The sequence below is a fragment of the Streptomyces sp. Y1 genome, assembly GCF_041053115.1.
Classification (GTDB): Bacteria; Actinomycetota; Actinomycetes; order Streptomycetales; family Streptomycetaceae; genus Kitasatospora; species Kitasatospora rubellomurina.
In genome coordinates this window covers 6,278,923-6,301,083 of record NZ_CP163445.1, presented here as the reverse complement: position 1 = coordinate 6,301,083, position 22,161 = coordinate 6,278,923, and the positions used below count along the sequence as shown (strand labels likewise).

General features: G+C 74.8%; 23 protein-coding genes. 9 read left to right on the top strand and 14 right to left on the bottom strand.

What is annotated here, in order from left to right:
* The first annotated feature begins 47 nt into the window (after positions 1-47).
* Positions 48-860: a TetR/AcrR family transcriptional regulator C-terminal domain-containing protein gene (locus tag AB2U05_RS27670; protein WP_369184527.1), complete on the top strand. Its 813-nt coding sequence runs from the start codon at positions 48-50 to the stop codon at positions 858-860.
* 58 nt (positions 861-918) lie between these two features.
* Here the strand turns inward: AB2U05_RS27670 and AB2U05_RS27665 are convergent, their stop codons facing one another.
* The gene (locus AB2U05_RS27665; RefSeq protein ID WP_045692896.1) at positions 919-2,295 is read right to left on the bottom strand and encodes a pyridoxal-phosphate dependent enzyme; all 1,377 of its coding nucleotides are present in this window, start codon (positions 2,293-2,295) and stop codon (positions 919-921) included.
* A 213-nt stretch (positions 2,296-2,508) separates the two neighbouring features.
* Between AB2U05_RS27665 and AB2U05_RS27660 the strand changes: the two genes are divergently transcribed.
* From AB2U05_RS27660 to AB2U05_RS27650, 3 genes are all read left to right on the top strand, one after another.
* Entirely contained in the window at positions 2,509-2,997 is a 489-nt protein-coding gene (locus AB2U05_RS27660) for a hypothetical protein (protein ID WP_369184526.1), read from the top strand.
* Between the two features lie 367 nt (positions 2,998-3,364).
* Entirely contained in the window at positions 3,365-4,495 is a 1,131-nt protein-coding gene (locus AB2U05_RS27655) for a serine hydrolase (RefSeq protein WP_045708596.1), read from the top strand.
* On the top strand, positions 4,486-5,064 hold the full coding sequence (locus tag AB2U05_RS27650; protein ID WP_369184525.1) for a hypothetical protein: 579 nt from the start codon (positions 4,486-4,488) through the stop codon (positions 5,062-5,064). Before AB2U05_RS27655 ends, AB2U05_RS27650 begins: the two co-directional genes overlap by 10 nt.
* A 61-nt stretch (positions 5,065-5,125) precedes the next feature.
* On the opposite strand, the gene AB2U05_RS27645 is transcribed toward AB2U05_RS27650, so the two are convergent.
* The 3 genes from AB2U05_RS27645 to AB2U05_RS27635 form a co-directional block, all read right to left on the bottom strand.
* Complete coding sequence (locus tag AB2U05_RS27645; protein ID WP_369184524.1) at positions 5,126-6,517, bottom strand: alpha/beta fold hydrolase; 1,392 nt, start codon at positions 6,515-6,517, stop codon at positions 5,126-5,128.
* Between the two features lie 233 nt (positions 6,518-6,750).
* The gene (locus AB2U05_RS27640) at positions 6,751-7,560 is read right to left on the bottom strand and encodes an alpha/beta fold hydrolase (protein ID WP_045692893.1); all 810 of its coding nucleotides are present in this window, start codon (positions 7,558-7,560) and stop codon (positions 6,751-6,753) included.
* A 128-nt stretch (positions 7,561-7,688) separates the two neighbouring features.
* Complete coding sequence (locus AB2U05_RS27635; RefSeq protein ID WP_369184523.1) at positions 7,689-9,185, bottom strand: PQQ-binding-like beta-propeller repeat protein; 1,497 nt, start codon at positions 9,183-9,185, stop codon at positions 7,689-7,691.
* Between the two features lie 217 nt (positions 9,186-9,402).
* Between AB2U05_RS27635 and AB2U05_RS27630 the strand changes: the two genes are divergently transcribed.
* The 4 genes from AB2U05_RS27630 (at position 9,403) to AB2U05_RS27615 (ending at position 11,193) form a co-directional block, all read left to right on the top strand.
* The gene (locus tag AB2U05_RS27630) at positions 9,403-9,762 is read left to right on the top strand and encodes a DUF6204 family protein (RefSeq protein ID WP_045692891.1); all 360 of its coding nucleotides are present in this window, start codon (positions 9,403-9,405) and stop codon (positions 9,760-9,762) included.
* A gap of 73 nt (positions 9,763-9,835) precedes the next feature.
* Positions 9,836-10,327: a MarR family winged helix-turn-helix transcriptional regulator gene (locus AB2U05_RS27625; RefSeq protein ID WP_369184522.1), complete on the top strand. Its 492-nt coding sequence runs from the start codon at positions 9,836-9,838 to the stop codon at positions 10,325-10,327.
* Between the two features lie 42 nt (positions 10,328-10,369).
* On the top strand, positions 10,370-10,660 hold the full coding sequence (locus tag AB2U05_RS27620) for a sulfurtransferase TusA family protein (RefSeq protein WP_045692889.1): 291 nt from the start codon (positions 10,370-10,372) through the stop codon (positions 10,658-10,660).
* Between the two features lie 101 nt (positions 10,661-10,761).
* Entirely contained in the window at positions 10,762-11,193 is a 432-nt protein-coding gene (locus AB2U05_RS27615) for a hypothetical protein (RefSeq protein WP_369184521.1), read from the top strand.
* A gap of 33 nt (positions 11,194-11,226) precedes the next feature.
* On the opposite strand, the gene AB2U05_RS27610 is transcribed toward AB2U05_RS27615, so the two are convergent.
* The 4 genes from AB2U05_RS27610 to def form a co-directional block, all read right to left on the bottom strand.
* Positions 11,227-12,660: an RsmB/NOP family class I SAM-dependent RNA methyltransferase gene (locus AB2U05_RS27610; protein ID WP_045692887.1), complete on the bottom strand. Its 1,434-nt coding sequence runs from the start codon at positions 12,658-12,660 to the stop codon at positions 11,227-11,229.
* Between the two features lie 152 nt (positions 12,661-12,812).
* Positions 12,813-13,169: a hypothetical protein gene (locus AB2U05_RS27605; RefSeq protein WP_045692886.1), complete on the bottom strand. Its 357-nt coding sequence runs from the start codon at positions 13,167-13,169 to the stop codon at positions 12,813-12,815.
* A 92-nt stretch (positions 13,170-13,261) separates the two neighbouring features.
* A complete protein-coding gene (gene fmt / locus AB2U05_RS27600; protein WP_045692885.1) occupies positions 13,262-14,200 on the bottom strand; it encodes a methionyl-tRNA formyltransferase in 939 nt (312 codons plus the stop codon).
* Between the two features lie 40 nt (positions 14,201-14,240).
* Positions 14,241-14,786 (bottom strand): peptide deformylase, encoded by a 546-nt coding sequence (gene def, locus AB2U05_RS27595; protein WP_045692884.1) that lies wholly within the window; start codon positions 14,784-14,786, stop codon positions 14,241-14,243.
* 256 nt (positions 14,787-15,042) lie between these two features.
* On the opposite strand from def, the gene AB2U05_RS27590 reads away from it, so the two are divergent.
* On the top strand, positions 15,043-15,642 hold the full coding sequence (locus tag AB2U05_RS27590; RefSeq protein WP_369184520.1) for a hypothetical protein: 600 nt from the start codon (positions 15,043-15,045) through the stop codon (positions 15,640-15,642).
* Between the two features lie 47 nt (positions 15,643-15,689).
* Here AB2U05_RS27590 and AB2U05_RS27585 read toward each other — a convergent pair whose 3' ends face one another.
* The 6 genes from AB2U05_RS27585 to mihF form a co-directional block, all read right to left on the bottom strand.
* Positions 15,690-17,759 carry a primosomal protein N' gene (locus AB2U05_RS27585; RefSeq protein WP_369184519.1) on the bottom strand — a complete coding sequence of 690 codons (2,070 nt, stop codon included), beginning with the start codon at positions 17,757-17,759 and terminating at the stop codon, positions 15,690-15,692.
* An 88-nt stretch (positions 17,760-17,847) separates the two neighbouring features.
* Positions 17,848-19,056, bottom strand: a complete 1,209-nt coding sequence (metK, locus tag AB2U05_RS27580; RefSeq protein WP_045692882.1) for a methionine adenosyltransferase — start codon at positions 19,054-19,056, stop codon at positions 17,848-17,850.
* A 152-nt stretch (positions 19,057-19,208) separates the two neighbouring features.
* A complete protein-coding gene (coaBC, locus tag AB2U05_RS27575; protein ID WP_045692881.1) occupies positions 19,209-20,438 on the bottom strand; it encodes a bifunctional phosphopantothenoylcysteine decarboxylase/phosphopantothenate--cysteine ligase CoaBC in 1,230 nt (409 codons plus the stop codon).
* Between the two features lie 171 nt (positions 20,439-20,609).
* Positions 20,610-20,876 (bottom strand): DNA-directed RNA polymerase subunit omega, encoded by a 267-nt coding sequence (rpoZ, locus tag AB2U05_RS27570; protein ID WP_045692880.1) that lies wholly within the window; start codon positions 20,874-20,876, stop codon positions 20,610-20,612.
* Between the two features lie 37 nt (positions 20,877-20,913).
* Positions 20,914-21,471, bottom strand: coding sequence for a guanylate kinase (gmk, locus tag AB2U05_RS27565; protein WP_045692879.1), 558 nt, complete (start codon positions 21,469-21,471; stop codon positions 20,914-20,916).
* A gap of 49 nt (positions 21,472-21,520) precedes the next feature.
* Complete coding sequence (gene mihF, locus AB2U05_RS27560) at positions 21,521-21,847, bottom strand: integration host factor, actinobacterial type (RefSeq protein WP_030290269.1); 327 nt, start codon at positions 21,845-21,847, stop codon at positions 21,521-21,523.
* Positions 21,848-22,161 lie beyond the last annotated feature (314 nt).

Here is a 22,161-nt window from a genome sequence, read left to right as displayed (position 1 = left end):
CTACGTACGCCGTACGTATCTAAGATGGGAGCGCGAGGTGATCTTCCGTGCCGTCCAGCAAGCCCCCCAGCAGTCCCGACAGTCCCGACAATCCGGATCAGCCGGGCAGGCCGGATCAGCCCGGCAGCCCGGATCAACCCGGCAGCGCCGCTCAACCCGGGCGCCCCACACCCCCCGAGGCCCCCGAACTGATCTGGCTGCGCCCCGAGCGCACCGGCCGCGGCCCCCGCCCGGCCCACAGCCGCGACTCCATCGCCGCCGCCGCCATCGGGATCGCCGACGCCGAGGGCCTAGACGCCGTCTCGATGCGCCGCGTCGCGGCCGCGCTCGGCGCGGGCACCATGTCGCTCTACAACTACGTGCCGAAGAAGGAGCACCTGCTCGACCTGATGCTCGACGCGGCCGTCGCCGAGTACCGGTTCCCGGCGGAGCCGAGCGGCGACGTCCGGGCCGACCTCGCCGACCTCGCGCACCAGCAGCTCGCCATCTTCCGTCGCCACCCCTGGCTGCCCGGCCTGGTGCTCTCCCGGCCCGGCATCGGGCCCAACGCGCTGCGCTACACCGACCACTTCCTGGCCGTCACCGCCGCCACCGGCCTGCCCGGCGGCACGCGGATGGAGGCGATGGCGATGTTCAACGGCTTCCTGTGCCAGTTCGCCCAGTACGAGCAGACCGCCGCCGCGGGCGCCAAGTGGCAGGCGGAGATGGTGGGTTACCTCACCCAGGCGGCGATGAGCGGCCAGTACCCGCACCTCGCCCAGGCGTTCGCGACCGCCGGCCGGCCGGCCGATCCGGCCCGGGTCTTCGACCGCTCCCTGGACCGGGTGATCCTGGCCGTCCTGACGCCGCCCGGGGAGTAGCGCACAGCGGCCGAACGCGGCCCGGGCCGAGCCGGCCCGGGCCGCACGACCGAAGGCCCTACGCCAGCAGCGCCGCCCGCGGCAGCACCCCCGCCACCCGCCCGTCCACCAGCACCGCCACCGCCGGATGCGCCTCCCCCAGCGCCTCCCGCGCCTCGCCGACCGGCTGGCCCACCCCGACCACCGGCAGGGCCGGCCCGAGCAGCCCGCCCACCGGGTCCTCCGCCCGGACGGAGCCGTCCGCGAGCGCCGCCGCCAGCACCTCCCGCGACGCCGTGCCGACCACCTCGGACGCGGCGACCCCGTACGGCCGCGCCCCGCGCGCCAGCAGGACCGGCGCGACCCCGCCCGGCGCGGTGCGCAGCGCCTCCAGCGCCCGGGCCACGGTGGTGTCCGCCGTCACCGCCACCAGCAGGCCGGCGGCGTCCAGCAGGGGCCGCAGACCGTCCCCGTCCTCCAGGAAGCCCCACTGCCGCATCCACGCGTCGCTGTGCACCTTGGACAGGTAGGACCGCCCGGAGTCCGGCAGCAGGACCACCACCAGGTCGTCCGGCCCCAGCCGCCGGGCCACCCGCAGCGCCGCCGCGACCGCCGTGCCGGAGGACGGGCCGGCCAGGATGCCCTCCTCGCGGGCGAGCCGGCGGGCGGTCAGCAGCGACTCGCGGTCCGGAATGCACTCGAAGGTGTCCACCGCCTCCGCCCGGTAGGCCTTGGGCCAGCGGTCCTCGACGGTCTCGGGGTGCAGGAAGTGGCCGATGCTCTCGACGTACCAGGGGCTGCCGTCGCCGCCGCCGTACATCGAGGACTCCGGGTCGGCGCCGACCACCCGGACGGCGCCGCCGCTGACCCGCTTCAGGTACTCGCCGGTGCCGGTGATGCTGCCGCCCGTACCGACGCCCGCGACGAAGTGGGTGACCCGGCCGGCGGTCTGCTCCCAGATCTCGGGGCCGGTGGTGCGCAGGTGCGCGTCGGGATTGGCCGGGTTGTCGTACTGGTCGGCGAGCCAGGCGCCGGGGATCTCCGCCACCAGCCGGCGGACGACGTTGAACAGGTGGCTCGGATCCTCCCGCGGCACGGAGGTCGCGGCGGTCACCACCTCGGCCCCGTACGCCCGCAGGATGTCCGACTTCTCCGCCGCCGACCTGTCCGACACCCCGGCGATCACCCGGTACCCGCGCTGCCGCCCGACGATGGTCAGCCCGATGCCGGTGTTGCCGGAGGTCGCCTCGACGATCGTCCCGCCCGGCTTCAGCAGCCCCTCCCGCTCGGCGGCCAGCACCATGGAGAGCGCCGCGCGGTCCTTGACGCTGCCGCCGACGTTGAAGAACTCCGCCTTGGCGTAGACCGGCGCGGCGAGCCCGGCGCCGAGGCGGGCGAGGCGGAACAGCGGCGTCCCGCCGATCGCGTCGAGCACTGATTCGTGGACTGCGGCCAACTCGGGCCTCCTCGGTTCGGTTCAGCTCGGTACCCGAACGAGCCTGCCCACCCCCGCCTCCCGGCACACGGCTCCCCCACCGGGGGGAGGGCCCGCTCCCCCGGGAGGAGGCCCGCCCGAGGGAGACACCGGCCCCACCCCGTCCCCCGGCAGGACGCCCGCCGGAGCACCGCCGCCCGACCATGGGACCACCACCGAACACGGGAGCCCGACATGACCCGCCACCAGCTGCGCACCGTCACCCTGGCCGGCAGCCTCGCCCTGCCGTACGTCGCGATGAAGACCTACTGGGCGGCCGGCGGCCGGGCCGGACTCGCGGACGGCTTCTCGCTCGCGGACGAGTTCCGCCGCAACGGCGGGCCCGCGGCCCTGATCCGGCTGGAGCACCACGGCGTCGACTTCACCGCCGTGCTCGCTCTCACGGGTGTCGCGCTGGCCTTCGCCGTCGCCCGCCACCTCCCCCAAAACCCCCTGCTACGGCGCCTGTTGCTCGCCCCCGCCTGGGCGGGCACGCTGCTGATCCCCTACGGCCTGCTGACCGCGCTGCTCGGCGCGCTCGGCACCGGCGCGGAGGACGCCCGCATCACCGGCTGGATCCTCCCGGCCGGAGTCGCGGCCTTCGTCGGCATCGGCACCGCCCTCGCGGCCGCCGCCTGGCCGCACCGCCCGCTGCGACGGGGCGCACGGACCGGCGCGCACTGATCCGCACGTGCCCCACGGCCTCGGCGCACTCCGAGGTGCGGACCACCTCCTGACCCGCCGCACCAACGGATCAGGAAGTCGGCCGGACCGACTTCCCGCGCGTCGATCTCGTGTCCGACCGGCCGGCTGCCCGGCCACCGGCGCTCCCGGCGCGCGGTCGACTCCGACAGGTCCACCCCGGGCTCCTCCCGCAGCGCGGGCGTACCCCGCCTCACCTGCCCCATCCGCCCCAGTCCGGGGAAAACCCGTCGTCCTGCGGGTCCCGACCCCGTAGCGTGGTCCGGTCGTTGATCTTGGCAGACACCATGCGGCACGTCGCGCGAGATGTCGGGCGCCATGACGTGCGAACAGAACGGGGCGGTACACCATGCAGGACTACCAGGGCTGGGCGGACGAGCGGTACGGCGCCGTCGCCGACGTCTTCGGCCGCAACTTCGCGGAGTTCCCCGAACTCGGCGCCGCCGTCACCGTGTTCGTCGGCGGCCGCAAGGTGGTGGAGCTGTGGGGCGGCACCGCCGACGAGCGCACCGGGCGGCCGTGGGTGCGGGACACGCTCGTCCCGGTGTTCTCCTGCGCCAAGGGCGCGGTGGGCATCGCCGCCCACCTGCTCGCCGAGCGCGGCCGGCTCGACCTGGACGCCCCGGTCGCCCGCTACTGGCCCGAGTTCGCCCGGCACGGCAAGCAGGCGATCACCACCCGGATGATCCTCGGCCACCGCGCCGGCATCCCGGCCCTGGACGCGGCGCTCACCTTCGAGCAGATCGCCGCCTGGGAGCCGGTGGTCCGCGCGATCGAGGACCAGCCGCCGTTGTGGGAGCCGGGCAGCACCTACGAGTACCACGGCCATGTGCTCGGCTTCGCGGTCGGCGAGGTGATCCGCCGGATCACCGGCCGGACGCCGGGCGCCTTCCTGCGCGCGGAGCTCCCCGACCTCCCGGTCTACCTCGGCCTGCCGCACCACGAACTCCCGCACGTGGCCCGCCTGGTGGAGGCCGAGGGCCGCCGCCCGATGCCCGGCCCGGAGCACCTGCTGACCCGGATCGTGACGATGAACGGCGCGCTGGTCTTCCCCGGCCTGGACGTCCCGCGCGGCTGGAACGACCCGGCCCTGCACGCGATCGAGCTGCCGGGCGCGGGCGCCGTCGCCTCCGCGAGCGGCCTGGCCGGCCTGTACGCGGCCGCCGCGACCGGCCTGGACGGCGGCGAGCCGCTGCTCTCGCCCGCCACCCTCGCCGACGCCACCCGCGAACTCTCCGCCGGCGCCGGCTACCTGGGCTTCGACCTGGGCGCCCGCTGGGGCTCCGGCTTCCTGCTGGACTCCCCCGCCTTCCGCCCGCTGCTCGGCGCCCGCAGCTTCGGCAACGACGGCGCCGGCGGCCAGTTCGCCTTCGGCGACGACGAGTTCGGCGTCGGCTTCGCCTACGTCGCGAACCGGATGATCGGCCACGGCGACGCCCGGGCCAACCGCCTGATCGAGGCGGTGCGCGGATGCCTGTAGCCGCCGCCTTCGCGCACCGGCTCACCGAGCTCGCCACCACCGGCGGCCTCGGCGCCGCGCTGCGCTACGACGCCTCGCTGCCCGAACTCGCGGCCCGCTTCGGCGATCCGTACGACTGCGGGCGCGTCCACAAGGACTCGCGCTGGCCGCACGCCTTCGGCTGGGGCGACGTCTGGACGGTGTTCTGCCGCTGCCGCCGGCTCCGCTCGCTCTCCCTGCCGACCTGGCACGGCGAGCTCGAACTCCCCGAGCCCGGCGAGGAGTTCACCACCTACGACACCCGGGTCACCGAGTCCGCGCTGACCGCCGCGCTCACCGCCGCCGGCTGCCGCTGGGAGACGGTGACGTACGAGCACATCCCCGGCCAGCGCACCCTGGAGGTGGCCCCGGCCCCGGAGGTGCGGGTGGCCCTCGTCCTGGTCGACCGCATCGACCGCGACCAACCGCCCGCCGCCGACTGGCTGTTGCACACGGTCAGCCTCTGGGGCTACGACCACCCGGACTGCCCCGAGCCCGACCGCACCCTCCCCGACGACGGCTGGGGCGCCGACACCCCGGACCGCCGGTAGAACCGGCGGCGGGTCGTTCCGACCCCTGTACGGAACGACCCGCCGCCCGATCAACCCCGCCCTACGCGAGCAGGAAGTCGAACACCGCCTGCCGCCCGGCCGGGTTCGCCGCCCGGTTCTGCACCGAGTGCGCCGCCCCGGGGACGATCACGATCGTCGGGTCGTGGGCGGAAGCCGCCTCCCGGTAGAGCCACTCGTACGGCGTGGAGAGGTCCCGGTCGCCGCCGAGCAGCAGCACCGGCACGTTGGGCAGCTTGCGGTGCTCCGGCGGCGCCGGCGGCACCGGCATGCGCGGCCAGTCCTCGCAGACCAGCAGGCTGCCGAGCCCGGTCGCGGTCGCCGCGTCGTACGGCCAGGTCAGCTCGGGGTCGGCGGCCAGCTCGGCCCGGGTCTGCGCCAGGTCGGCCGCCCGGCCCTCGACCGGGGTGTCCGCGGTGCCCCACGGGTAGACGCCGTCCGCGCACAGGGTGGCGGCGTGCAGGCCCTGGCTGAGCGCCTCGGCGGGGGCGGCGTCGTTCTTGTGGACGTCGTCGATGAACGCCCGGAGCTTCTCCGGCTTCCCGGCCGCGGCCTCGTGCAGGTACTCGGCCACCCCGCCGTAGTTCGGGTCGGCGAACTCGTAGCTGGTGAGGGCGTCCAGGATCTGCGCCCCGTTGCCGTACCGCCGCACGGTCGCGGCGAGGTCGGCGGCCGGGTCGGTGGTGCAGCCGGTGGCCCGGCAGGCGGCGCCCAGGACCCGGGCGGTGGCGGGCAGGGCGACCAGGTCGAGCGGGTCGTAACCCTGCTGCGGCACCACGGAGTCGAGCACCAGGGCGTTGACGTGCGCCGGGTGGGCGAGCGCGTACCGCTCGGCGACGAAGCTGCCGTAGGAGACGCCGTCGATGGTCAGCCGCTTGTCGCCGAGGTCCCGGCGCAGCACGTCGATGTCCTCGACGGTGTCCGCAGTGCTGTAGTAGCGGGCGTTCGGGCCGAGGGTGGCGGCGCAGTCCGCGACGGACCGCCTGCTCGGCACGGCGAGGTCGGAGGAGCCCATGTCCTGTTGCAGGCCCGGGCAGTCGAGGGCGTGCCGCCCGGTGCCGCGCTGGTCGTACACGACGATCCGGTAGTCCTTCAGCAGCGGCGCCAGCTTGGTGGAGAGCCTCCCGAGGAACGGCACGCCGGGCTGGCCGGGGCCGCCGGTGAGGAAGAGCAGGTCGCCCTTGGGGGCGTCGGCGTTGCCGGTCATGGCGACGTCGAGGGTGAGGGTGCCGGGGGTGGCGCCGCTGTGGTCGAGCGGCACGTCGACGGTTCCGCAGACGAACTCGGGCGCGCCCTGGCAGGGTGCCTGGCCGGCGACTCCGCCGCCGCGGCGGCCCGGGTCCGGCGTCGCGGCGGCGGGGGTGGCGAGGGTGGTGCCGGCGACCACCGCGACGGTGCCCAGCAGGGCGGCGACGCGGCCACGCGTGCTCGTCATGTTCGTCCTCCCGGTCGTGCCGCGTCCGGTCCGACGCGGTCAGGGAGAAGCTTGTGCCCGGGGGCGCCCGGTTGGCGAGCGTTCGCGCCAGGATTCGACCAGTGTCGAATCGTCGGGCTGTCGTCGGGCCGTCGTCGGGCCGCGGAAGGCGGACGAACCGGGCTTTCCGGTCCCCGGAGCACACCCGACAGAACGTTCCGGACCAGGTCCGGAGGGGACGGGCCCGGTGGCCGCTACGCGAGCGCGCGCGGCAGCACCACCCGCACCCACTCCTCCGGCTGCGCCAGGTGCGGGGCGTGCCCGGCGCCCTCGTAGAGGTGGCGCTCGGCCTTCGGCAGGGTGAGGTCGATGAGGTCCAGCACCTCGCCGAACATCGGCGCGCTGTCGTCGCTCTGGGTGAGCAGCGCCGGGTCGCCGTAGCGGGCGAGGCCGACCAGGTCGAGATCGAGGGCGTCCGGGTCGCGCAGCTCGTCCAGGTAGGTGGGCGCGTTGCGGACGTAGGTGTGCCGGACGGGCGCCGGCAGCTGCTCCCAGGCGCCCGGCCCGAAGGCGAGGGTGTCGACGTACAGCTCGGCGGCCGCGGCGGACTCGGCCTGTTCCAGCAGTTCCCGGACGGCGGCGATCCGGTCGGCGAAGGCGGTGCCGATCGGCCGCAGGTCGGGGTCGGCGAGCAGGATGCCGGTGCCGGGCGGCTCGTGGACGGCGAGGCCGCGCAGCAGGTCGGGGCGGGCGGCGGCGAGCCGGAGCGTGACGAGGGCGCCGTAGGAGTCGCCGTAGACGTAGGCCGGGGCGAGGCCGAGGGCGTGGATCAGTTCGGCGAGGTCGGCCGCGTCCTCGTGCACCGAGCCCTGGGTGAGCGGGTCCTCGCTGCGGCTGTGGCCGCGCCGGTCGTAGGTGACGACGGTGGTGCGCGCGGCGAGGCCGGGCACCACCCGGGCCCACGTGTCGCCGTCGCTCCACGAGCCGTGCACCAGGACGACGCCGGGGCCGGAGCCGCTGGCCTCGTAGTGCAGCGAGACCCCGTTCACGCTGATCCCGGCCATCACGAGCCTCCCGATCGGTCGTCTCGGCGGTGCTCCCCCACCAGCCTGACACAACCGGCCCCGACCGGGTCGGCTCGGGCGGAGGCCGCTCTTCCGGATCCCGCCCGGCCCCGCACCGGCGGACCGGGTCAGTTCAGCCCGCGCACCGGCGGCTCGTCCCGGGTGCCGTCCTCGGCGACGACGGTGAAGCGCTCGCCCCCGAAGGCCGAGAGGTCGACGGGGTACAGCGAGGCGGTGTCGTTCACGTCCAGCTCCCTCGTCCGGCGCCCGGTGGCCGCGTCGACCCTGGTCAGGGAGTTGCGGGTGAGCGCCCACACCGAGCCGCCGTCCGCCAGCACACCGGTGACCTGGTCGTCGAGCGCGGCCGTCCACCGCTGCCGCCCGTCCGCCAGCGAGTAGGCGACCAGCCGCCCGGTGGCGATCCGGCTGGGGTTCCTCCCGCCGCCGATCCGGACGTCCCCGGGCTTCTGGGCGGGGGCGATGAACAGGTCTCCGACCACCACCCCGCCGAACAGCGGCCGGGCGTTGAACTCGTCGAAGGCGTGCACGCCGCCGAGCATCACGTCGAGGTCGTACTCGTCCCCGGATACCGGTATCGCCGCCCGCTGCCGCCCCGCGGCGTCGTAGCTGAGCACCGCGTGGGTGCCGCGCTCGGCCTGCGCGTCGACCCAGACGGCGAGCGGGTCGACGGACACCACGGCGAGGTTCTTCAGCCCGCCGGCCGCGGGCAGGGCGGTGCGCGAGCGCTCCCGCCCGTCCGCGGGCGCCAGCGAACGCAGCACGGGCGCGGCGGTGCCGCACTGCGCGACGGTCACCACCTCGTCCGCCCCGCCCGCGACCTCCAGCGGCGAGCAGCCGGCGTCGACGGCGCTGCGCCACAGCGGGCCGCCGTCGGCCAGCCGGACGGCCCGCCAGGCTTCGCGTTCCTGCAGGACGGCCCGGTCGCCGGCGACGGCGATCTGGTCGGGCGCGGCCGAGTCGCCGTCCCGGGCGGGGGCGTCCACGGCCGCCGTCCAGTCCGCCGCGCCGGTGGCGAGGTCGAGCGCGGTGACGGCGGCGCAGGGCCGGTCGTGCGGCGAGTGCCCGAGCAGCCCGAGCCGGCCGGCCCCGACGCCGCGGCTCATCGCGCACACCGAGTCCTCGCCGGGCGGCGTCCAGCGCCAGGCGACGGCCCCGGTGGCGCCCCGGTAGGCCACCACCTGGTCGGGCCGCACCCGGACGACCAGGTCGCCGCTGGTCCAGCTGCCGACCGCGCGGACGGTGGACGGCCGGTCGGCCGCGGCCTTCCAGGCGTCGTTCAGCCCGTCCCCGGCGAACCAGAGGAACAGGCCGAGGCCGAGCAGCGCGCCCGCCGCGATCGACGGGAAGCCGTACCGGGGGTGGATCAGCGCCCACACCAGGCCGGCGCCGCAGGGCATCAGGCCGAGGACGCTGCCGATCCCCATGTACGACAGGCCGGGGCCGCCGAAGCCGTTGGCCGGGCCGAACAGCACCGCCAGCCCCATGGCCGCGAACATGGCGCCCAGCACCCCGCCGGAGACCACCAGCCAGGTCTCCTTGTCCAGGGCGATCCGGCCGCCCCGCCACCTCCCCAGGACGCCGTCGTCCACGGGCCCATCGGCCATCCCGGTCTCTTCTCTCCCCTGCCCGGACCGCCCCCGCTCAGCGAGGGCGGCGATCTTCGGATCGTCGCAGAGCCCGGGAAGATCCGGAACAAAGAGCATGGAAAACCCGGCGTTGCCGAAGTCCGCGCCCTCGCCGACCCGGCGCCGGGCGCGTGAGGGCGCGTGAGGGTCGAATACGCGTTAGCGGCCGGGCACTCCGCGCGCCTATCGTCGGGGAATGACCATCCGAACCTTCCGCATCATGGTGCGCGGCGTCTTCGACGGCCTCACCGACGAGCAGCGCGCCGCCCTCCAGGCCGAGGCCGCCGAGCACGACGTGCTGCACGCCGCCTTCACCCGCGAGGGCCACCTCAGCTACGACCTCACCGCCCGTGCCGCGTTCACCTTCCGCTTCCTCGACGAGGGCGAGGAGGAAGCGGACATCCTGCTCGCCACCGAGCGGGCCGAGCGGGCGGCGCTCGCCTGGCTGGCCGAGCGCGGCTACGGCCACAAGAACCTCCGCTCCCAGGCCGAGGACCTGTCCCAGGCGCCGCTCGGCAAGCGCCGGAAGCGCCAGGCCGCACAGCCCTCCCGGTAGTCCACACCCCCTCCCCCGCCACCTCCTTGACGGCTCTCCCGTACCCTATGCTTGAGTAGTCAAGGAGGTGGCAATGACAATCCCCGACCCGACGCCGACCCCGACGCCCGACCCGCTGGACACCGCCCTGCGGCTGGTCCGCGCCCAGGCCGCCCTGGTGAAGCGCTTCGACGCGAGCCTCAGCGGCCTGCACGGAGTCAGCCTCTCCGACTTCACCCTGCTGCTCCACCTCGGCCAGGCCCCCGGCGGCCGGATGCGCCGCGTCGACCTCGCCGAAGCCCTCGGCCTCACCGCCTCCGGCGTCACCCGCGGCCTCGCCCCGCTGGAGCGGATCGGCCTGGTCTCCCGCGAGGCCGCCGCCCGCGACGCGCGGGTCGCCTACGCCGCCCTCACCCCCACCGGCCGCGACCGGCTCGCCGAGATGCGCTACACCGCCCGCAAGGTCGCCGCCGAACACTTCGCCGCCGAGCGCTGGAGTCCCGACGACCTCGACCGGCTCACCACCCTCCTCACCCGCGCCGGCGGCACCGCCCCCGACCAGCGTCCCGTCGACCCGGCCTCCTAGGCTGGGCCGGACGCATCCGCTTCCGCGCAAAGGGCAGCACCCGTGACCGACACCCCCGACCTCACCGTGGACGGCACCGGCCTGCTCTGCGTCCAGCTCCTGCTCCGCCTGCGCGCCACGATCGCCCACCTACCGGCCGGCGCCGTCGTCCACATCCGCACCACCGACCCGGCCGCGCCGCTCGACCTGCCCGCCTGGTGCCACCTCACCGGCCACGACTACCTCGGCCCGGTCCCGCACCCGGCCACCGACCACGAGGTGTACGCGCTGCGCCTCACCTCGGCGCCGGTCCCCACCCGCCCGGGCCGCCCCTGGCACCCGGCCACCGACTGACGGCAGCTCCGCCCCGAAAATCCCCGCGCGCCGACCCCCGCCCCCGGGGCACACTGCCCCTGCGGGTCCTCGAACTCCCGCCTGCCACCAGGAGGTTGACCATGGATCCGATCATCGACTGCGAGTCGCACGACGAGCAGGGCTGGTGGTCGCTGTCCGTCCAGCGCGTCGGCGACGGCTGGGAGCTGGAGGTCGGCAACCGCTGGGGCAGCGAAACGATGCCGTTCGCGGGCCCGGACGAGGTCCGCGAGTTCGCCCGGACCCTGCTCGACCTGCCCACCGAACCCGCGCCGTACCAGTACGACTGGGAGTTCGAGGATCCGGGCGATCCCTCCGGCTGGCCGTTCCCGGGCGGCGCGACCCTCCACCTGGCCACCGAACCGCAGGCCGACCACCGCCCGTACTTCGTCTTCCAGTCCTGGTCGAACACCCGGCTGGGGCCCGCGCTCGGCCTGGAGGTGGTCTGCGACAACGTCCCGGTCGAGGAGCTCCGCACCCAGGCGCGCGCCCTCCTCAGCAGCCTGCCGATCTGACCGTCGGACCGGCAGGCCATCACACCGCCGGCCTCAGGCCGTACGCCGCAGCAGCGCCAGGTACATCGCGTCCGTCCCGTGCAGGTGCGGCCACAGCTGCACGTCCGGCCCGTCCCCGAGCGCCGGGAGGCCGGGCAGCAGCGGCCGCGCGTCGATCCACTCGACCCGGCCGCCCTCGCCGCGCAGCACGTCGTCCACCACGGCCCGGGTCTCGGCGAGGTGCGGCGAGCAGGTCGCGTAGCCGACCACCCCGCCGACCCGGGTCGCCTCGATCGCCGAGCGCAGCAGGTCCCGCTGCAGCGGCCCGAAGGCCGCGACGTCGGCCGGCCGGCGCCGCCAGCGGGCCTCCGGCCGCCGGCGCAGCGCGCCCAGGCCGGAGCAGGGCACGTCGACCAGCACCCGGTCGAAGCCGCCGGACTTCCAGGCCGGCCGGGTCCCGTCCGCCGCGATCACGGTGTACGGGCCGGGGTTGCCCTCCAGCGCCCGGGCCACCAGCCGGGCCCGGTGCGGCTGCTTCTCGCTCGCGACCAGCGCCGCGCCGCGCTCGGCGGCCAGCGCCCCGAGCAGCGCGGCCTTGCCGCCGGGGCCGGCGCAGCCGTCCAGCCAGAGCCGGTCCGGGCCGTCCACCGGCGCCGAGGCCAGGGCGAGGGCGACGAGCTGGCTGCCCTCGTCCTGCACACCCGCCCGGTTCTCCCGGACGGCGTCCAGCGCGCCCGGGTCGCCGCCCTCGGCGAGGCGCAGCGCGAACGGCGACCAGCGGCCGGGCTCGGCCTCCGGCAGCGCGTCGGCCAGCTCGCCGACCGTGGCCCGCCCGGGGCGGGCCACCAGGGTGACCTCGGGCCGCTCGTTGTCGGCGCGCAGCAGCTCCTCCATCGCGGTGCGCCCGGAGGCGTCCGGCTGCCAGCGGCCGAGCGAGTCCCAGAGCGCGGCGACCACCCAGCGGGGGTGGGAGTGCACGACCGCCAGGTGGTCCTCGGCGTCCTGGTCGTACGGCGGGGCGACCTGCTCGATCCAGGTGTCCAGGTCGTGCGCGCTGATCCGGCGCAGCACGGCGTTGACGAACTTCGCCTTGCCGTCGCCGAGCACCACCCGGGCCAGTTCGACGGTCGCCGAGACGGCCGCGTGGGTGGGGATGCGGGTGGTGAGCAGCTGGTGGGCGCCGAGCGAGAGCACGTCGAGCACCGGCGGGTCGACCTTGCTGAGCGGCCGGTCGACGCAGGCCGCGATGACGGCGTCGTAGGTGCCCTGCAGGCGCAGGGTGCCGTAGACCAGCTCGGTGGCGAGCGCGGCGTCGCGCCGGTCCATGCCCTTCTGCTCGGCCTCGCGCAGCAGTGAGGGCAGGATCAGGTTGGCGTAGGCGTCCCGCTCGTCGACGGCGCGCAGCGCGCGGAACGCGACGATCCGGGCCGGGTCCTTCTTCGGACGGCGGTGCGGGCGGGGGGCGCGCTTGGCGCTGGGAGTGGTCACAGGTGCCTCAAAGTGCTGCGGTGGCTATCACACCCACGATATCCCGCCCCGGACATCCCGCCCGAATTCCCCACCGCCGCCCCTCCGCGCCCCGCCGTGATTCCCTCCGCGCCCCCGCCGCCCGGGCGGCGGGGGCGACCCCGGACGGCTCGTCAGTCCGCCTCGCAGAGGGCGAAGGCCTGCGCCCCGACCGCCCCGACCGCGCCGGCCAGCCAGGTGTCGTGCTGGTCGGGCGAAGGGGCGTTGACGATCAGCAGCTCGGGCTGGGGGGTGTTGGTGCTCTGGTCGACCGTGACGGGCCCCAGGCTGAAACCTCCCCCGATCAGGTGGGTGCCCTGACCGCAGGTCGCGTGGGACACCGAGCCGGAGGCCGCCAGATCCCCCGTGACCACCGAGGTGGCCACGGCGCCGGCCGGGGGTGCGGTCGCCAGCCCGAAGACCCCGGTCACCAGCAGTGCGCCGGCCACGGCGGTCCACGTACGCGGGCTCGTCCAGGTGAGTCGGGCCATGGGATCAGCCTTCCTGGTGAGGAATCCCCCACTCGGACCAAGGTAGGCCCGCCCGCGGCGCCCCGCGCGGCGAGCCGGACCGGCCCGGGAGGTCAGGCCCCGAACCGCTCCCCCTCCTCCAGCCGCGCCCCGCGCGCCCAGTCGGCGGCCCGCATCTCCTTCTTGCCCTGCGGACGCACCTCCCCGAGCTCGATGTCGTGCGACCCGGTCCCGACCCGCACGCTGTTCTTGCCGGCCATCGCGACCTGACCGGGCGCCAGCTCGGCCGTGCCGGGCAGCAGCGTGACCGGCCCGGTGACCTTCAGCCGCTCGCCGCGGAACTCCGTCCAGGCGCCCGGCGCGGGCGCGCAGCCGCGCACCACCCGGTCGATCCGCAGCGCGGGCAGGTTCCAGTCGATCCGGGCGTCCTCGACGGTGATCTTCGGGGCGAGGGTGACGCCCTCGGCGGGCTGCGGCACGGCGTGCAGCGAGCCGTCCGCGATGCCGTCCATGGTGGCGGCGAGCAGCCGGGCGCCGGAGTGCGACAGCCGGGTGAGCAGTTCACCGCTGGTGTCGGTCGGCCGGACCTCCTCGGTGATCACGCCGTAGACCGGCCCGGAGTCCAGGCCCTGCTCGATCAGGAAGGTGGACGCGCCGGTGACCTCGTCGCCGGCCAGCACCGCGTGCTGGACGGGCGCCGCGCCGCGCCAGGCGGGCAGCAGCGAGAAGTGCAGGTTGACCCAGCCGTGCTTGGGGATCTCCAGGGTGCCGGGCCGCAGCAGCGCGCCGTAGGCGACCACCGGGCAGCAGTCGGGGGCGAGTTCGGTGAGCCGGGCGACGAAGTCCGGGTCGCTGGGCTTCGCCGGCTTGAGGACCTCGATCCCGGCCTCCTCGGCGCGCTGCGCGACGGGGCTCGCGACGAGCTTGCGCCCGCGCCCGGCCGGGGCGTCGGGGCGGGTGACCACCGCGACCACCTCGTGCTGGTCGGAGGCGAGCAGCGCGTCGAGCGCGGGAACGGCGACCTCGGGGGTGCCGGCGAAGACGAGACGCATCAAGTGCCTTTCTGCAAACGAACGTTGGACGTGGTGGGACTCAGCGCGCCGAGCCGAAGGTGCTGTGCGGCGAGACCTTGACGACCGGCGCGGGCCCGCCGCCCCAGTCCGCCTCCCGGATCGCCCGGAGCGCGGCCTTGCGCTGCTCCCGGTCGAGCCGGTCGATGAAGACGATGCCGTCCAGGTGGTCGGTCTCGTGCTGGATGCACCGGGCGAGCAGCTGGGTGCCCTCCACGGTGACCGGATCGCCGTACTCGTTGAAGCCCTTGGCGACCACGCCGTACGCGCGCCGGGTGTCGTAGCGCAGGCCGGGCAGCGAGAGGCAGCCCTCCGGGCCGTCCTGCTCCTCCTCGCTGAGCGACAGGTCGGGGTTGATCAGGTGCCCGGTGACGCCGTCCACGTGGTAGGTGAACACCCGCAGCGAGATGCCGAGTTGGGGGGCCGCGAGCCCGGCGCCGGGGGCGTCGAGCATGGTCTCCGTGAGGTCGCGGACGAGGGTGCGCAGCTCCTTGTCGAAGGTGGTCACCGGCTTCGCGGTGGCCCGCAGGACGGGGTCTCCGAAGAGACGGATCGGCTGGATCGCCACGGGGTGCGGGCTCCTGTCCTTCGGACGCGCGGGGCTGGGGCTACGGGTGGGGGCTACGGCTGGTGCGCCGCCAAGTCTATGCAACTCCCCCGGGTCCTCCCCCGGCCGCGCGGACCCGGCTGGCATATCCCGTCTCGGTTCCACCGCGTTACCCCGGCCCCCGCTTCGGCGTTGGTCAAGAGAGATTGACCGGGGCCGGGCGCACGGGACACCGCGCCCCGGCCGAGCTGACCGTACGGAAGGCGGCGCGTAAGCCATGGCCGAGCAGATCAACCACGACGCCCGGGCGAGGGCGAGCCTGCACCTGCTGGTGCGGGACATCGAGCGCGTGAGGCGCCAGGTCGACGCGCTGCGGACGCTCACCGCCCAGCTGGGCAACGTCTACCGTCCGCGCCGCCCGAGCACCTCGGCCGGCTTCGTGGTGTACGGCCGGGCGCCCGCGCCGACCGTGCGCCTCGCGCAGGAGCTGCGGGAGAGCGTGGAGACCCTGGTCGCGGCGGCGGTCGAGTTCGACCGGGCGCTGGGCTTCTCCTGGGACTCGGTGGGCTCCGCCCTCGGGGTCACCAAGCAGGCCGTGCACCGCCGCTACGGCATGCGCCGACCGACCAGCGAACTCCTCGCCGCCGGCGGCGCCGTCCCCGGCCCGAGCCGCCCGGACCGCTCCGAGGAGCTGCCCGCCGCCCCCGAGCGCGGCGGCCTGGCCGCCACCGTCCCGGCGGCCCGCCAGGGCGGCCTGGACCGCACCGCGCTGGAGCGCAACGCCATCGAGCGCACCGCCCTGGAGCGCACCGCCCTGGAGCGCGGCGCGATCGAGCGCGGCACCACCGACCGCACGGGCATCCCCCTGCGCGGCTGACCCGACCCGCCCCGGGCGGGGTGGCCACCCCACCCCGCCCCGGCGGCTCACCCGATGTCGGTCGGATCCACCCGTACCCGCACCGCCTCCGGCGTCCGCAGCGCGATCCGGGCGATCTGCGCCGCCTTGAGCGCCGCCGCCAGCGCCGCCCCCTGCCCGGGCGCCACCCGCAGCAGCGCGCGCTCCTGCTCCTCCCCGCGCAGGGCGGTCACCGGCACCGGCCCGAGCACGTCCGCCCCCTCCGGCAGCCGGATCAGCCCCAGCAGGTCGGCGACGGCCCCCGGGCTGCCGCTCACCGAGGCCATCCGCGACACCGGCGGGAAGTGCAGCTGCGCCCGCTCGTCCCGCTCCAGCCCGGCGTGCCCCAGCGGGTCCCAGCGCACCAGCGCCTGCACCGGCCGCGCCGACTGCTCGGCGACGACCACCACCGTGCCGCCCTCCTCCGCCGACCGCACCAGCGCCGCGGCCGCCAGCCACAGCCGCAGGGCCTCCTCCCCGGCCCGCAGGTCGGGCCGGCCGAGCAGCGCCCAGCCGTCCAGCAGCAGCGCCGCCCCGTACCCGGAGCCGCCCTCGACCACCGGCTCCGCGCCGGGCGTGGAGATCACCAGCGAGGGCTCGTCCGGGACGGTCGCCAGCACCGCGTCCCGCCCGGAGGTCCGCACCGGGATGCGCGGGAAAGCCTTGCCCAGCTCCTCGGCCGTGCGCCGGGCGCCGACCACCTGCGCCCGCAGCCGGAACGACCCGCACTCCGGGCAGTGCCAGTCGTTCTCCGCCTCGCCGCACCAGCCGCACACCAGGGAGGCGTCCGCCGAGGGCGCCTCCAGCGGCCCCTCGCACCGCCGGCAGCGCGCGGGGGTGCGGCAGCGCCCGCAGGCGAGCCGGGGCACGTAGCCGCGCCGGGGCACCTGGATGAGCACCGGGTGCCCGGCGGCCAGCGACTCCCGGGCGGCCTCCCAGGCCACCGAGGGCAGCCGGGCGGCCTGCGCGGCCGCGTCCCGGTGCTGGTCCTGGTCGGTGACGGTCCGCACCCGGGGCGCGGTCCGCCGCACGGTCTCCCGGTCGGCGACCAGCGGCCGGGCCCACCCGGTGCTGACCAGCTGCGCGCCCTCGACGGTGACGGCGTGGCCGCCGAGCAGCACTGCCGCGCCCTCCTCGGCGGCCCGCAGCAGCGCGACCTCCCGGACGTGCGGGTGCGGCGCGCGCGGGTCGCTGTGGCTGCCGTCGCCGTCCGACCAGACCACGATCAGCCCGAGGTCGCGCACCGGCGCGAACATGGCGGCCCGGGTGCCGATCGCGGCGTGCACCGAGCCCCGGCTGACCGAGAGCCAGCGCCGGTAGCGCTCGCGCGGGCCCAGCTCGGCCTCCAGCGCGGTGTGCAGCCCCGGCCCGAGCAGTTCGGTCAGCGCCTGGTCGACCCGGGCCACCGACCGCTTGTCCGGCAGCACCACCAGCGCGCCGCGCCCGCTCGCCAGCGTCGCCGCCACCGCCCGGGCGATCTCGTACGGCCAGCCGGGCCCGGGCAGCGCCGCCCAGACCGCGCGCGGCGAGCCACCGCCGGCCAGCGAGGCGAGCAGCTCCGGCCCGGCCGGGTAGCGCTGCCAGCCGCCGGGCGCCGGGGCCTGCGGGCGGGGCCGCGGCTCCGGCGAGGGCTCGGCCTCGGCCTTGGCGTGCCGGGGCGGGACGGCCAGTTGGAGCACGTCGGCCAGGGTGCCGGCGTACCGGTCGGCGACGGTGCGGCACAGCCGCAGCAGTTGCGGGGTGAGCACCGGCTCGGGCGAGAGCACCTGGGCGAGCGGGGCGAGCGGCCCGGGGAAGTCGCTCTTCTCCAGCCGGGCGACGATGAACCCGTCGTGCAGTTCCCCGCCCTCGCGCTGGCCCCGCACCACCCGGGCCCCGAACCGCACCCGCACCCGGACGCCCGGCCGGGCCTCCTCGGCCATCGCGGCCGGCACCTCGTAGTCGAAGAACTTGTCGATGGTGAGCACGCCCTTGTCCACCACGACCCGGGCCACCGGCAGGTGCTCGGCCCGCTTGGCACCCCGCCACGTCCGGGGCTTGGCCCGCTTCACCGTCTCCCGGATGAACGCCAGCTGCTCCGGCTCCCCTGTATTGCTCATCGCTCCCAAGTACTACCAGGTCACACCGACACCACGCACAGAACGGCGCCCGCCCCCACCGGGGACGGGCGCCGCTGCGAACGACGGATCAGGCCTCCAGGGCGGCCTTCAGGGCGTCGACCCGGTCGGTGCGCTCCCAGGTGAAGTCCGGCAGCTCACGGCCGAAGTGGCCGTACGCGGCGGTCTGCGAGTAGATCGGGCGCAGCAGGTCCAGGTCGCGGATGATCGCGGCCGGGCGCAGGTCGAAGACCTCGGAGACGGCCTTCTGGATGTCCAGGACCGGGACGGTCTCGGTGCCGAAGGTCTCGACGAAGAGGCCGACCGGCTCGGCCTTGCCGATCGCGTACGCGACCTGCACCTCGGCGCGGCGGGCGAGGCCGGCGGCGACGATGTTCTTCGCCACCCAGCGCATCGCGTACGCGGCCGAGCGGTCCACCTTGGACGGGTCCTTGCCGGAGAAGGCGCCGCCACCGTGGCGGGCCATGCCGCCGTAGGTGTCGATGATGATCTTGCGGCCGGTGAGGCCGGCGTCGCCCATCGGGCCGCCGATCTCGAAGCGGCCGGTCGGGTTGACCAGCAGGCGGTAGCCGTCGGTGACGAGCTTGATGCCCTGCTCGGCCAGCGCCTTCAGCTCCGGCTCCACGACGAACTCGCGGATGTCGGGGGTGAGCAGCGACTCCAGGTCGATGTCGCTGGCGTGCTGGGTCGAGACGACCACGGTGTCGAGGCGGACGGCCTTGTCGCCGTCGTACTCGATGGTGACCTGGGTCTTGCCGTCCGGGCGCAGGTACGGGATCGTCCCGTTCTTGCGGACCTCGGTCAGGCGGCGCGAGAGGCGGTGCGCCAGGGTGATCGGCAGCGGCATGAGCTCGGGCGTCTCGTCCGACGCGTAGCCGAACATCAGGCCCTGGTCACCGGCGCCCTGCTTGTCCAGGTCGTCCTCATCGCCCTCGACACGGGCCTCGTACGCGGTGTCGACACCCTGAGCAATGTCGGGCGACTGCGCGCCGATGGACACCGACACGCCGCAGGAGGCGCCGTCGAAGCCCTTCTTCGAGCTGTCGTAGCCGATCTCCAGGATCTTGTCCCGGACGAGCTGGGCGATCGGCGCGTACGCCTTGGTGGTCACCTCGCCGGCCACGTGCACCTGGCCGGTGGTGATGAGCGTCTCCACGGCGACCCGGGACGTCGGGTCCTCCCGGAGGAGAGCGTCAAGGATGGTGTCGCTGATCTGGTCAGCGATCTTGTCGGGGTGTCCCTCGGTCACGGACTCCGAGGTGAACAGGCGGCGAGACACAGCGCTCCCTGGGGTTGCAGCGGCTGCTGACTGAAGGCCCCCGGGGGAAACCGGGGACATCCGGAAAGACTTGATTCCTGGAGTCTAACGGTCTGGTTCCGTCAAACGGCACCCGCTCCGGAAAATAAAGATCGATTTTCCGGCCGTCCGGATCAGCTATCGACCGTTTCGAGCCGCTTTACCACCAGATCCCAGACCACATCCGCCAGGGCCTCCTTGGGCCCCACCGGCACCGGCGTCTCGGAGCCGTCCGAGCCCAGGACCACGGCTTCGTTGACGTCCTGGCCGAACGCCTTGCCGTTCCCGACCTCGTTGACCACCAGGAGGTCGCAGCCCTTGCGGGCGAGCTTGGCCCGGCCGTTGGCGAGCACGTCGTCGGTCTCGGCCGCGAAACCGACCACCAGTTGGCCCGAACGGGTGCGGTGGGCCGCCAGCTCGGCCAGCACGTCGGGGTTGCGCACCAGGGCGACCGGGGCGGGCTCGACCCCCTCGACCTTCTTGATCTTGCCGGTGGCGTACTCCGCTGGCCGGAAGTCGGCCACCGCCGCGGCCATCACGACCGCGTCCGCGTCGCCGGCCGCCTTCAGCGCCGCCTCCCGCAGCTCCAGCGCGGTCGAGACGTGCACCACGTCCACCCCGGCCGGGTCGGGCAGCTCGGCGTTGGCCGAGACGAGCGTCACCCTGGCCCCGCGCGCCGCGGCCGTCACCGCCAGCGCGTAGCCCTGCTTGCCGGAGGAGCGGTTGCCGAGGAAGCGCACCGGGTCCAGCGGCTCCCGGGTGCCGCCGGCCGAGACCACCACGTGCCGGCCCGCCAGGTCGGTCGGCACCGCGCCGCCGCGGCGCAGCACCGCCTGGCAGGCCTCGAAGATCGCGGACGGCTCCGGCAGCCGCCCCTTGCCGGTGTCCTTGCCGGTCAGCCGCCCCACGGCCGGCTCCAGCACGACCACGCCCCGGCGGCGCAGCGTGGCGACGTTCTCCCGGGTGGCCGGGTGCTCCCACATCTCGGTGTGCATGGCGGGCGCCAGCACGACCGGGCAGCCGGCCGTGAGCAGGGTGTTGGTGAGCAGGTCGTCGGCCAGGCCGTGGGCGGCCTTGGCCATCAGGTCGGCGGTCGCGGGGGCGACCACGACGAGGTCGGCCTCCCGGCCGATCCGCACGTGCGGCACCTCGTGCACGTTCTCCCAGGTCTCGGTGGCGGCCGGGCGGCCGGACAGCGCGGCCCAGGTCGCCTCGCCGACGAAGTGCAGCGCGGCCGCGGTCGGCACCACGGTGACCCGGTGGCCGGACTCGGTGAACCGGCGCAGCAGCTCGCACGCCTTGTAGGCGGCGATCCCGCCGCTGACCCCGAGGACCACGCGGGGGGCTTCCACGTTCGCGCTCATGTTCCGGCCTTTCTCCGCATCGGGAACCCGCCCACCCTACGGCCCCTCAGCGACGCGCCGCACCGCGCCCCACCATCCGGGAAACACCCGGGAACACCCGGGAACACCCGGAAAAGCCGAAGGGCCCGGCGGAAACGATTCCGCCGGGCCCTTCCGGGAACGTGGGACTGCTCAGGCAGTCTCGACCGCCTCGGCGGTCAGCATGCCCGCGTTGATCTCGCGCAGCGCGATCGACAGCGGCTTCTCGTGCACGTGGGTGTCGACCAGCGGGCCGACGTACTCCAGCAGACCCTCGCCGAGCTGGGAGTAGTACGCGTTGATCTGGCGCGCGCGCTTGGCGGCGTAGATCACGAGGCTGTACTTCGAGTCGGTGGCCTCAAGCAGCTCGTCGATCGGCGGGTTGATGATGCCCTCGGGCGCGGTCATGGAAGAGGACACGCGAAAACCTTCCGAAAGGGTGGAAAAGACTGACAGGTCAGGCTACACCGAGCAAGGCTAGCAGTTCGGCCGCTACCTGCTCGACGGAGTGGTTGACAAGGGTCGAGTCGAACTCCGGCTCGGCCGCGAGCTCCACCCTGGCCGCCTCCAGCCGCCGCTCGATCACGTCCTGCGGCTCCGTGCCCCGGCCGGTCAGCCGGCGGACCAGCTCGTCCCAGCTCGGCGGGGCCAGGAAGACCAGCTGCGCCTCGGGCATCGACTCCCGGACCTGCCGGGCACCCTGCAGGTCGATCTCCAGCAGCACGGGCTCGCCGCGCTCCAGCTTCTCCAGCACCGCCGCGCGCGGGGTCCCGTAGCGGTTCCCGGCGAACTCGGCCCACTCCAGCAGCTCGCCGTTGGCGACCAGCTTGTCGAACTCGTCGTTGTCGACGAAGTGGTACTGGACCCCGTTCTTCTCGCCCGGCCTCGGGTGGCGGGTCGTCGCCGACACCGAGAGCCAGACCTCGGGGTGCATCTTCCTCATATGAGCGACGACCGTGCTCTTGCCGACCCCCGAAGGGCCGGAGAGCACGGTCAGCCGCGGACGCTCACTCATGCACCGATTATCCCGGATCGCGGGCGATACCGGGACACGGGGGGCACGGTCAGGCGGCGCCGCCGCCGAACTCCCGCTCCAGGGAAGCGATCTGGTTCGTACCGAGGCCGCGGACACGCCGGCTCTCGCTGATGCCGAGGCGCTCCATGATCTGCTTGGCACGGACCTTGCCGACGCCCGGGAGGGACTCCAGCAGGGCCGACACCTTCATCTTGCCGATGACGTCGTTGTCGTTCTTGCCCGCCTTGATGACCTCGTGCAGGGAGGCGCCGGAGTGCTTGAGCCGGTTCTTGACCTCGGCGCGCTCCCGGCGAGCCTCGGCGGCCTTGGCGAGCGCGGCGGTGCGCTGTTCAGGGGTAAGGGGCGGAAGAGCCACGCCGTTCACCTCAGGGTGTGGAAGGTAGGGATTGAGCTATGACTGTTTTGGTACCCGGGACACCGTCCGCAAGTGGAACCACAGGGCCCTGACCTGCGGGAGCTACGACAAACGCGGCTCTCCGATGACCTCTCGCCGGACACTACCCGGATTGCGGCGCCGCGTCAGGAAAAGAACACGAAAAGTCCTGGTCAGCCAAGGCCGACCAGGACTTTCCCGGGCAAAATGACCGCGATTGCGAGACTTTGACACCGCCGATGTGACGGCGCTCACGCCAACTGCGGTGCCCCGCCGCCGTCCTGCGCACATTGCGC